The organism is Burkholderia sp. AU31624, assembly GCF_020420065.1.
GTDB lineage: Bacteria > Pseudomonadota > Gammaproteobacteria > Burkholderiales > Burkholderiaceae > Burkholderia.
The window spans coordinates 39,640-51,570 of the sequence record NZ_JAIZRT010000017.1 but is presented as its reverse complement, the minus strand read 5'-3'; the positions used below and the strand labels follow the sequence as shown (position 1 = coordinate 51,570).

The following is an 11,931-nucleotide window of genomic DNA, read 5'->3' as shown; positions in this document are numbered from 1 at the left end:
AGCGCTGCTGCGCCTCTTTGTACGTCAGCTCGCCCTTTTCGACCTGGGCCACCACCGACAGCTTAAAAGCCAGACTGTAGTCCCGCTGCGTCCGCTTGATCCCTTGCTCCATTTGGCACCTCTTCGCGTCAGCGAAAAAGTGTCAACCTATTTCAGGACAGGTCAATTGGAATAAAAAAGCCCGGTCGATGTCGACCGGGCTTTTTGTTTGCGTCCAGACTGCGTGTTCAGTGTGCAGCCGATGCCGCGGCACCTGCATCGCCGCCGCCCGAGCGCTCGGGTTTCGTGATCCAGATCAGCCCGATCAGCAGCACGAAGATTGCCGCCGAGATGTAGAACAGGTCGTTCACGCCGAGCTGCGCGGCCTGCTGCGTGGCCATGTTGTTGATCAGCCCGTGCGCCTGGTCCTGCGTCAGCCCGAGGTTGCCCATCTGCGTGACGGCCTGGTTGAACGTCGGGTTGTAGACGTTCGCCTGCTCGACCAGTTGCGCGTGATGGAAGTTGTTGCGATGGTCCCAGGCCGTCTGGAAGATCGACGTACCAATACCGCCGCACATGATCCGCACGAAGTTCGACAGGCCCGATGCTGCAGGGATGCGGTGGCCGGGCAGGCCGGACAGCGTGATCGACACCAGCGGGATGAAGAAGCCGGCCATCGCGATACCCTGCACGAGTGTCGGCAGCGTCAGCGACCATTCGTCGACGCCCGTCGTGTAGCGCGAGCGCATCCAGAAGCACAGCGCAAACGTCAGGAACGACGCCGTCGAGATGAAGCGCGGATCGGTGCGCGGCAGATACTTCCCGGTGAGCGGCGACAGCAGGATCGCGAACAGCCCGACCGGCGCCATCACGAGACCGGCGTCGGTCGCGGTGTAGCCGATCTGCGTCTGCAGCCACAGCGGCAACAGCACGAGGTTGCCGAAGTACAGGCCGTACCCGATCGACAGCGCAACCGTGCCGCCGGTGAAGTTCCGCATGCGGAACAGCGACAGGTCGACGACCGGGTGCTCGGCAGTCAATTCCCAGATGACGAAGAACGCAAACGCAATGACGGCGGTCAGCGCGAGCACGATGATGGTCGTCGACGCGAACCAGTCGAGATCCTTGCCCTTGTCCAGCATGATCTGCAGCGATCCGACCCAGATGACCAGCAGCGCGAGGCCCACGCCGTCGATCGGCGCGCGGCGCACGGCCGACTCCCGGTTGCGATAGATCGCCCACGTTGCGGCGGCGGCGGCGATGCCGACCGGGATGTTGACGTAGAAGATCCACGGCCACGAGTAGTTGTCCGAGATCCAGCCGCCGAGGATCGGGCCGGCGACGGGCGCGATCAGCGTCGTCATCGCCCATAGCGCGAGCGCCATCGGTGCCTTGGCGCGTGGATAGCTCGACAGCAGGAGCGCTTGCGACAGCGGAATCATCGGGCCTGCCACCGCGCCTTGCAGCACGCGCGACCCCAACAGGAACGGCAGGTTGGGCGAGAGACCGCACATCCACGACGAAATCACGAACAGGATGATCGACGCGAGGAACAGGCGCACTTGCCCGAAGCGGTCGGTCAGCCAGCCGGTCAGCGGCACCGAGATCGCGTTCGCGACCGCGAACGACGTGATGACCCACGTGCCCTGGTCGGACGACACGCCGAGGTCGCCCGAGATGGTCGGGATCGCGACGTTCGCGATGGACGTGTCGAGCACGTTCATGAACACCGCGAGCGATACCGCGATCGTCCCGATCACGAGTTGCCCGCCCTGCAAGGGCGGGTGAGAGACAGGAGCCTGTGCCATGTCGGTTGTTTTTCCGGAGTCGGAACGGTTACATCATCTTCGCGACGGCATTCGACTTCGACGCGGCCGGCGCCGATGCGTTGCCGCCTGCGTTCTCGGCGACGATGCGGGCGATTTCGGCGTCGGCTTCGTCGCCGTATTTCGCGAACACGTTGGTCTCGTAGACGGTGTTCGGCGCGTTCACGAGCTGGTCGCCGCGTTCGTCCTTGATGTCCACGTCGACCTGCATCGACAGGCCGATGCGCAGCGGGTGCTTGTCGAGATCCTTCGGATCGAGTTCGATTCGCACCGGCAGGCGCTGCACGACCTTGATCCAGTTACCCGTCGCGTTCTGCGCCGGCAGCAGCGAGAACGCCGAGCCCGTACCGGCCGAGAAGCCGACCACCTTGCCGTGGTAGACCGCCGACGAGCCGTAGATGTCGGCCGTCAGTTCGACCGGCTGGCCGATGCGCATGTGCTTGAGCTGGACTTCCTTGAAGTTCGCATCGACCCACACGGCGTTCAGCGGTACCACCGACATCAGCGGCGTGCCCGGCGACACGCGCTGGCCGACCTGCACCGAGCGTTTCGCGACATAGCCGGTGACCGGCGCGGGAAGCACGTTACGGGCATTCGCCAGGTAAGCGTCACGAACCTTCGCGGCCGCGGCCATCACGTTCGGGTGCGAGGCGATCGTCGTGTTCGCGGTCAATGCGCGATTCGATGCGAGCTGCTGCTGCGCGGCGTCGACCGACGCCTGTGCGGCCTTCACCGCGTCGCGGGCATGCGAGATCTCTTCCTGCGACACGGCGCCCGTCTGCGCGACGGCGAGGCGGCGACGCAGGTCGTCCTGCGCCTTCGACAGGTCGGACTGGCGCAGCGCGACTTGCGCGCGGTACTGGTCGTCGTTGACGAACAGGCCGCGCACCTGGCGCACCGTTTGCGCGAGATTGGCTTCGGCCTGCTGCAGCGCGACTTGCGAGTCGGCCGGGTCGAGCACGACGAGCGGATCGCCGGCCTTGACGGTCTGCGTATCGTCGGCCTTCACCGCGATCACGGTACCGGTGACTTGCGGCGTGATCTGCACGACGTTGCCGTTCACGTACGCGTCGTCGGTCCCTTCATGGAAGCGGGCGACGAGGAAGTAATACAGGCCGTACGCAATGGCCGCGATCACGATGACCGCGACGAGCAGCGTCATCATTCGCTTGCGCTTGCCGTTGTTCTGCGGCTGCGCGCTGGCGGCGTTTTGTTGGTCGCTCATGGCGATTTTCTCCGTCCGTTATTTCGAGTGTCTGCGTAGTGGTGGCGCCGGATCAGTTGGCGGCCTGTTTTGTCGGCTTGTCGGCATCGGGTGCGGCGAGCGGCGTGCCGGTCGCGTCGAACCCGCCACCCAGCGCCTTGATCAGCGCGAGCTGCATGTCGCGGCGGCGCATCTTCAGGTTGGTCACCGTCTGCTCCGAGGCGAGGCGGTTGCTGTCCGCGGTCAGCACCTGCAGCTGCGGCGACAGGCCGGCCTTGTAGCGGATGACCGCGAGGTCATAGGCGCGCGTCGATGCGTCGAGTGCGCGTTGCGCATCGCCCATCTGGCGATCGACCGCGCGGATCGATGCAACCTGCGTCGCGACGTCGTTCAGCGCACTGATCAGCGTCTGGTTGTAGTTCGCCACCGACAGGTCGAAGTCCGCGTAGCGGCCCTTGAGCTGCGCGCGCAGCGCGCCGGCGTCGAAAATCGGCAGGTGGATCGCCGGGCCGAACTGCGCCTGACGGCTCGCGAAGTTCAGGAATTTGCCCCAGCCGAATGCATCGAAGCCGAAGCCGGCCGCGAGGTTCACGTCGGGATAGAACTCGGCCTTCGCTTCCTTCACGTCGTGCATCGCGGCTTCGACCTGCCAGCGCGCGGCGACGATGTCGGGGCGGCGCGACACGAGATCGGCCGGCAGGTTGCCGGGCAGCGCGACTTCGCCGCTCGGGTTCACCACCGGCGCGGCGATCTGCAGCCCGCGATCCGGGCCCTTGCCGAGTAGCGCGGCGAGCTGGTAGCGCACCGTCGTGATCTGGCCATCGAGATCCGACAGCGAAGCCTGGGTCGTCGCGATATTGCCGCGCGCCGTCTGGCGTTCGACGTTGGTGTCGAGACCGGCCGACACACGGCCGTCGGTGATCTTGCCGACCGTCTCGCGGTTGGTGATCTCGCGTTGCGCGATGTCGCGCAGCGCATAGAGCTGCGCGAGCGAGTTGTAGGTGCGTGCGACCGACGACGCGAGCGTGATGCGCGCCTGCTGCATGTCGGCTTCCGCCGCCTTTTCCTGCGACACGGCGGTGTGCAGGCGTTCGCGGTTCTTGCCCCACAGGTCGAGTTCCCACGACGCGCTCGCGAGCGCGTTGTTCTCGCTGTACCACTGGCCGCCGTACGGGGGCGGAAACAGCGCGTTCCCCGAATACAGCTCGCGCGTCCACGAATAGCTGGCTTCCGCCTTCGGCATCAGGCTCGAACGCGACGATTCGATGTACGACGACGCCTTTGCGATGCGCGCCTGCGCCTGCGCGATCGACGGATTGCCCTGCAGGGCCTCGTCGATCAGCCTCGGCAGCTGCGGATCGCCGAACTGGCTGGCCCAGTCGAGCGCCGGCCACTGGCCGCCCTGGGCCGGGAGGCTCTGGGCGGATTCGAATTGCGACGCGGGGGCGATCTGCTTGTCGCTCTTGATGCCGATGTAATTCGCGCAGCCCGCCAGCGCCAGTGCGGCGACCGCAGCGGCGACGGCGGTGCGGCACGACCCGGCGCGCACGGACAACGGGGAGGATTTCATCGCGCTGATCCCTGACTCGGAATGAATGATGGACACTGCAAGGATTTCCTTACATTAATCTGTCAAAAGTAATTGTTATGGCAACTATTACGTGATGCTGCCGCCGGCGGTTTCGCAGTAGTTACTGAGAATGCGGCGCAGCATGCTCTTCAGGAACCCGACTTCTTCCGGCGTAAACCCGTCCAGCACCTGGTCGAGCACACTGCGGAAAATCGGCGGCAGCCGTTCGGCGAGCGCACGACCTTCGTCGGTCAGCTCGAGGCGCACGACGCGCCGATCCTCGATGCTGCGAACGCGGGACAGCAGGCCGCGTTTCTCGACCCGGTCGAGCAGGCGCGTGACCGCGCTCGCGTCGATCCCGTACTCGCGCGCGAGCTCGGCGGCCGTCGAGCATTTGCCGACCGCGATCATGAACAGCATGCTCGCCTGCGTACCCGTGATACCGAGCTCTTCCTGCGTGCGTTGCGTGACGAGGTTGGTCATCACCGATTTCACGCGCGACATCAGATAGCCGACGCTGTCGTTCATCTGATATGAAGACAGCTGCGAGACGGGCGGTTGGGTGGAAGAATCCGACATAAAACCCTGAAGCTGCAATAGTTGACTAGGCAGCAGTATAGGCACAGTTGCTTGCCGCGGCAAATGTTAATCGAACGGCAAAGGGCGCGCTTTGTGGCCCATAAATCCACTATCACATTAAGGTTTTTTTGGGCTTGCCAACGGCGCGGGTTTCGGCCGACCGGCGGGTTCCAGGGGAGGGCGTGCCGGCCGTCTGGTGTTGCGTCGCAACGTGTCCGTCAGCTCGCGACATCCGCACGTGCTATAATTTGTGGCTTTCCAAGCTGCAATGCGCGCGCCCGTGAAAAACGAGCGGGCGCTTTTGCGCGTTCAAACGATTTCCAGGTTTCTATGACCCGCGCCCTTCGCAATATCGCCATCATCGCCCACGTCGACCACGGCAAGACTACGCTCGTCGACCAACTGCTTCGCCAGTCCGGCACCTTCCGCGAGAACCAGCAGATTGCGGAGCGGGTGATGGACTCGAACGACATCGAAAAAGAGCGCGGGATCACGATTCTCGCGAAGAACTGCGCGGTCGAGTATGAAGGCACGCACATCAACATCGTCGACACGCCGGGGCACGCGGACTTCGGTGGCGAGGTGGAGCGCGTGCTGTCGATGGTCGACTCGGTGCTGCTGCTCGTCGACGCGGTCGAGGGCCCGATGCCGCAGACCCGCTTCGTCACGAAGAAGGCGCTCGCGCTCGGCCTGAAGCCGATCGTCATCGTCAACAAGATCGACCGTCCGGGTGCGCGGATCGACTGGGTCATCAACCAGACCTTCGACCTGTTCGACAAGCTCGGCGCAACCGAAGAGCAGCTCGATTTCCCGATCGTCTACGCATCGGGCCTGAACGGCTATGCGTCGCTCGACCCGGCCGCGCGCGAAGGCGACATGCGCCCGCTGTTCGAGGCAGTCCTCGAGCACGTGCCGGTCCGCCCGGCGGATCCGGACGCGCCGCTGCAGCTGCAGATCACGTCGCTCGACTATTCGACGTACGTCGGCCGGATCGGCGTCGGCCGCATCACGCGCGGTCGCATCAAGCCGGGTCAGCCGGTCGCGATGCGCTTTGGCCCGGAAGGCGACGTGCTGAATCGCAAGATCAACCAGGTGCTGTCGTTCACGGGTCTCGAGCGCGTGCAGGTCGAATCGGCCGAAGCGGGCGACATCGTGCTGATCAACGGTATTGAAGACGTCGGCATCGGCGCAACGATCTGCGCGGTGGATACGCCGGAAGCGCTGCCGATGATCACCGTCGACGAGCCGACGCTGACGATGAACTTCCTCGTCAACTCGTCGCCGCTCGCCGGCCGCGAAGGCAAGTTCGTCACGAGCCGCCAGATCCGCGACCGCCTGATGAAGGAACTGAACCACAACGTCGCGCTGCGCGTGAAGGACACCGGCGACGAAACGGTGTTCGAAGTGTCGGGCCGTGGTGAGCTGCACCTGACGATTCTCGTCGAGAACATGCGTCGTGAAGGCTACGAGCTGGCCGTGTCGCGTCCGCGCGTCGTGATGCAGGAAATCGACGGTGTGCGTCACGAGCCGTACGAACTGCTGACCGTCGACGTCGAGGACGAACATCAGGGTGGCGTGATGGAAGAGCTTGGCCGCCGCAAGGGCGAGATGCTCGACATGGCGTCGGACGGCCGCGGCCGCACGCGTCTGGAGTACAAGATCTCGGCGCGTGGCCTGATCGGCTTCCAGAGCGAATTCCTGACGCTCACGCGCGGCACGGGCCTGATGAGCCACATCTTCGACTCGTACGCACCGGTCAAGGACGGCTCGGTGTTCGAGCGCCGCAACGGCGTGCTGATCTCGCAGGACGACGGCGCTGCCGTGGCCTATGCACTGTGGAAGCTGCAGGATCGCGGCCGCATGTTCGTGAAGCCGGGTGACGCGCTCTATGAGGGCATGATCATCGGTATCCACAGCCGCGACAACGACCTCGTCGTGAACCCGATCAAGGGCAAGCAGCTGACCAACGTGCGTGCGTCGGGTACCGACGAAGCCGTGCGCCTCGTGCCGCCGGTCCAGATGTCGCTGGAATACGCGGTCGAATTCATCGACGACGACGAGCTCGTCGAAGTGACGCCGCAATCGATCCGCCTGCGCAAGCGCTTCCTGAAGGAGCACGAGCGTCGCCGCGCGAGCCGCGAAGGCGCGGTCGACTAAGCGTTCCGGCCGTTCACTGCATCACGGAAAAGGCTGCCTGCGGGCAGCCTTTTTTGCATCTGCGCAGTGTGCAGTCGGATTGTCTGCAAAACACTGTTCCCGCGGGTCGTGGCAATCCGGCAAAACCCCGTCGCGCGGTGCTTTCAGGCACATTTCGCCGTGAACTCCGGTATCGGTTCTGTGATATGCTGCGCGCACGCAAGTTTTAGGTCCTTCCAAGCAAGACTTGATTCGCAATCCGCTAAACGGTCAGGCCGTGTCGCGGAAGGTTGAGTAACCCGCTATTTCTCGAGAAGCTCGAAGAAAGGTGAGCGTAAAATGTCAGATGTAATGAAGCAGTTTCAGCTGAACTCCTATCTGTTCGGCGGCAATGCTTCGTACGTTGAAGAACTGTACGATGCATACCTCAACAATCCGGCATCGGTGCCGGAGAACTGGCGAGAGTATTTCGACGCGCTGCAGAATGTGCCTGCAACGGACGGTTCGAATGCCAATGACGTCGCCCATTTTCCGATCGTCGAATCGTTCGCCGAGCGCGCGAAGGCCAATGCCTTCATCCCGCGCGAAAGCACGACCAATCTGGCTGCGGCACGCAAGCAGGTGCACGTCCAGTCCCTTATCAGCGCGTATCGCTTCCTTGGCTCGCAATGGGCCAATCTGGATCCCCTGAAGCGTCGCGAACGTCCCGCCATTCCCGAGCTCGAACCCGCGTTCTACGATTTCTCCGAAGGCGACCTCGACCAGACCTACAGCGCAAGCAACCTGTACTTCGGTTTCGACCAGGCTTCGCTGCGTGACATCGTCAAGGGTCTGCGCGACACGTACTGCGGCACGATCGGCGCCGAGTACATGTACATCAGCGACCCGGAACAGAAGCGCTGGTGGCAGGAGCGCCTGGAGTCGACCCGCGCGACGCCGAACTTCTCGGCCGACGAGAAGAAGCACATCCTGAATCGCCTGACGGCCGCCGAAGGCCTCGAGCGTTACCTGCATACCAAGTACGTCGGCCAGAAGCGCTTCTCGCTCGAAGGCGGCGAAAGCTTCATCGCGGCGATGGACGAAGTCGTCCAGCACGCAGGCAAGCGCGGCGTGCAGGAAATCATCATCGGCATGGCCCACCGTGGCCGTCTGAACGTGCTGGTCAACACGCTGGGCAAGATGCCGGCCGACCTGTTCGCCGAATTCGAAGGCAAGCACGTCGACGACCTGCCGGCCGGTGACGTGAAGTACCACAAGGGCTTCTCGTCGGACGTGTCGACGGAAGGCGGCCCGGTCCACCTGTCGCTCGCGTTCAACCCGTCGCACCTCGAAATCGTGAATCCGGTGGTCGAAGGTTCCGCGAAGGCGCGGATGGACCGTCGCGGCGACGAAGACGGCCTGCAAGTGCTGCCGGTGCAGATCCACGGTGACGCGGCCTTCGCTGGCCAGGGTGTCGTGATGGAAACGCTGAACCTCGCGCAGACGCGCGGCTACGGCACGCACGGCACGCTGCACATCGTCATCAACAACCAGATCGGCTTCACGACGTCCGACCCGCGCGATGCGCGCTCGACGCTGTACTGTACCGACGTCGTCAAGATGATCGAAGCGCCGGTGCTGCACGTGAACGGCGACGATCCGGAAGCTGTCGTGCTCGCGATCCAGATCGCGATCGACTACCGGATGCAGTTCCACAAGGATGTCGTGATCGACATCGTCTGCTTCCGCAAGCTGGGCCACAACGAGCAGGACACGCCGGCGGTCACGCAGCCGCTGATGTACAAGAAGATCGCGCAGCACCCGGGCACCCGTGCGCTGTATGCCGAGAAGCTCGTGCAGCAGGGCGTGATCACCGCGGAAGACGCCGACAACTTCGTGAAGGCGTACCGCAAGGCGATGGACGACGGTCACCACACGGTCGACCCGGTCCTGTCGAACTACAAGAGCAAGTACGCGGTCGACTGGGTTCCGTTCCTGAACCGCAAGTGGACGGATGCAGCCGACACGGCCGTGCCGCTCGCGGAACTGAAGCGCCTCGGCGAACGCATCACGACGGTCCCGGAAAACTTCAAGGTCCACCCGCTCGTCGAGCGCGTGATCAACGACCGCCGCAACATGGCGCGTGGCGACCAGCCGCTCGACTGGGGCATGGGCGAACACCTCGCGTTCGCGTCGCTCGTCGCATCGGGTTACTCGGTGCGCCTGACCGGCCAGGACTCGGGCCGCGGCACGTTCACGCACCGTCACGCGGTGCTGCACGACCAGAACCGCGAGCGCTGGAACGACGGCACGTACGTGCCGCTGCAGAACATCGCCGAAGGCCAGGCGAAGTTCACGGTGATCGACTCGGTGCTGTCGGAAGAAGCGGTGCTGGGCTTCGAATACGGTTACTCGACCGCTGAGCCGAACACGCTCGTGCTGTGGGAAGCGCAGTTCGGCGACTTCGTCAACGGCGCGCAGGTCGTGATCGACCAGTTCATCTCGTCGGGCGAAGTGAAGTGGGGCCGCGTGTCGGGTCTGACGATGCTGCTGCCGCACGGCTACGAAGGCCAGGGTCCGGAGCACTCGTCGACGCGTATCGAACGTTTCCTGCAACTGTGCGCGGATCACAACATGCAGGTCGTTCAACCGACGACGCCGGCACAGATTTTCCACCTGCTGCGTCGCCAGATGATCCGCCTGTTCCGCAAGCCGCTGATCGTCGCGACGCCGAAGTCGCTGCTGCGTCACAAGGAAGCGGTGTCGGACCTGTCGGAACTCGCGAAGGGTTCGTTCCAGCCGGTGCTGGGCGAAACCGACGGCGGCATCGACGCGAAGAAGGTCAAGCGCGTGCTGGCATGCTCGGGCCGCGTGTATTACGACCTCGTCGCCCATCGCCGCGAAGCGAAGGCGAACGACGTCGCGATCATCCGTATCGAGCAGCTGTATCCGTTCGCGCACAAGCAGTTCGAAGCCGAAATGAAGAAGTACGAGAACGCGACTGAAGTGGTCTGGGTGCAGGACGAGCCGCAGAACCAGGGCCCCTGGTTCTACGTCGAGCACCATCTGAAGGAAGGCATGAAGGAAGGGCAGAAGCTGGCATACAGCGGCCGTCCGGCTTCGGCCTCGCCGGCGGTTGGCTACTACGCGAAGCACTACGAGCAGCAGAAGGCCCTCATCGAAGGTGCTTTCGGCCGCCTGAAGAGCGCATCGATCGCGAAATAACCGACGGAAGCGGAACGGGAAGGCGCCATGCGCTTTCCCGTCTCTTTTGGCCGGCCGGGCGCGTCGCGCGCCGCACCGGCCGAAGGAATCGCACGAACCTCGTCACACCCCAGATTAAGCATCCAGGAAAATCACATGGCTATCGTAGAAGTCAAAGTCCCCCAGCTTTCGGAGTCGGTTTCGGAAGCCACCATGCTGCAGTGGAAGAAGAAGCCGGGCGAAGCAGTTGCTCAAGACGAAATCCTGATCGAACTCGAGACCGACAAGGTCGTGCTCGAAGTGCCGGCACCGGCCGCGGGCGTGCTCGCGCAAGTGCTGCAGAACGACGGTGACACCGTCGTTGCCGATCAGCTGATCGCAACGATCGACACCGAAGCGAAGGCAGGTGCAGCCGAAGCCGCGGCAGGCGCCGCCGAAGTCAAGCCGGCAGCAGCGCCTGCTGCAGCCGCACCGGCAGCACAGCCGGTCGCCGCAGCCGCATCGTCGACCACCGCATCGCCGGCCGCATCGAAACTGCTGGCCGAGAAGGGTCTGTCGGCGGGCGACGTCGCAGGTTCGGGCCGCGACGGCCGCGTCACGAAGGGCGACGCGCTGGCAGCAGGCAGCGCACCGAAGGCCGCACCGGCCGCCGCACCGGCGAAGACCGCCGCTGCGAAGCCGTCGCTGCCGGAAGTGAAGGTGCCGGCATCGGCCGCGACCTGGCTGAACGACCGTCCGGAACAGCGCGTGCCGATGTCGCGCCTGCGTGCGCGTATCGCCGAGCGTCTGCTCGAGTCGCAGCAGACCAACGCGATCCTGACGACGTTCAACGAAGTGAACATGGCCCCGGTCATGGAACTGCGCAACAAGTACAAGGACAAGTTCGAGAAGGAACATGGCGTGAAGCTCGGCTTCATGTCGTTCTTCGTGAAGGCGGCCGTCCACGCGCTGAAGAAGTTCCCGCTCGTGAACGCGTCGATCGACGGTAACGACATCGTCTACCACGGCTACTTCGACATCGGTATCGCTGTCGGCTCGCCGCGCGGCCTCGTCGTGCCGATCCTGCGCAACGCGGATCAACTGAGCCTCGCCGAGATCGAAAAGAAGATCGCCGAGTTCGGCCAGAAGGCGAAGGACGGCAAGCTGTCGATCGAGGAAATGACGGGCGGTACGTTCTCGATCTCGAACGGCGGCGTGTTCGGCTCGATGCTGTCGACCCCGATCATCAACCCGCCGCAGTCGGCAATCCTCGGCGTGCACGCGACGAAGGAGCGTCCGGTCGTCGAAAACGGCCAGATCGTGATCCGTCCGATCAACTACCTCGCGCTGTCGTACGACCACCGCATCATCGACGGCCGCGAAGCCGTGCTGTCGCTCGTCGCGATGAAGGATGCGCTGGAAGATCCGGCACGCCTGCTGCTCGACCTGTAAGCCGAGTTTCACCGCATTGACCC

At 64.0% G+C, this 11,931-nt stretch carries 7 protein-coding genes; 3 read left to right on the top strand and 4 right to left on the bottom strand.

All coding sequences use genetic code 11. The features are described from left to right. Positions 1-227: 227 nt before the first annotated feature. From LGM89_RS36845 to LGM89_RS36830, 4 genes are all read right to left on the bottom strand, one after another. Entirely contained in the window at positions 228-1,787 is a 1,560-nt protein-coding gene (locus LGM89_RS36845) for a DHA2 family efflux MFS transporter permease subunit (protein WP_089494714.1), read from the bottom strand. A gap of 28 nt (positions 1,788-1,815) precedes the next feature. Next, positions 1,816-3,030 carry an efflux RND transporter periplasmic adaptor subunit gene (locus tag LGM89_RS36840; RefSeq protein WP_089494715.1) on the bottom strand — a complete coding sequence of 405 codons (1,215 nt, stop codon included), beginning with the start codon at positions 3,028-3,030 and terminating at the stop codon, positions 1,816-1,818. Between the two features lie 52 nt (positions 3,031-3,082). Next, complete coding sequence (locus LGM89_RS36835) at positions 3,083-4,579, bottom strand: efflux transporter outer membrane subunit (protein WP_226275797.1); 1,497 nt, start codon at positions 4,577-4,579, stop codon at positions 3,083-3,085. An 87-nt stretch (positions 4,580-4,666) separates the two neighbouring features. After that, a complete protein-coding gene (locus LGM89_RS36830; RefSeq protein ID WP_089494717.1) occupies positions 4,667-5,158 on the bottom strand; it encodes a MarR family winged helix-turn-helix transcriptional regulator in 492 nt (163 codons plus the stop codon). 330 nt (positions 5,159-5,488) lie between these two features. Between LGM89_RS36830 and typA the strand changes: the two genes are divergently transcribed. The 3 genes from typA (at position 5,489) to odhB (ending at position 11,908) form a co-directional block, all read left to right on the top strand. Beyond that, complete coding sequence (typA, locus tag LGM89_RS36825; protein WP_039358989.1) at positions 5,489-7,315, top strand: translational GTPase TypA; 1,827 nt, start codon at positions 5,489-5,491, stop codon at positions 7,313-7,315. Between the two features lie 318 nt (positions 7,316-7,633). Next, the gene (locus LGM89_RS36820; protein ID WP_046545499.1) at positions 7,634-10,498 is read left to right on the top strand and encodes a 2-oxoglutarate dehydrogenase E1 component; all 2,865 of its coding nucleotides are present in this window, start codon (positions 7,634-7,636) and stop codon (positions 10,496-10,498) included. A gap of 135 nt (positions 10,499-10,633) precedes the next feature. Further along, positions 10,634-11,908, top strand: coding sequence for a 2-oxoglutarate dehydrogenase complex dihydrolipoyllysine-residue succinyltransferase (gene odhB / locus LGM89_RS36815; protein WP_089456100.1), 1,275 nt, complete (start codon positions 10,634-10,636; stop codon positions 11,906-11,908). The last annotated feature ends 23 nt before the right edge of the window (positions 11,909-11,931 follow it).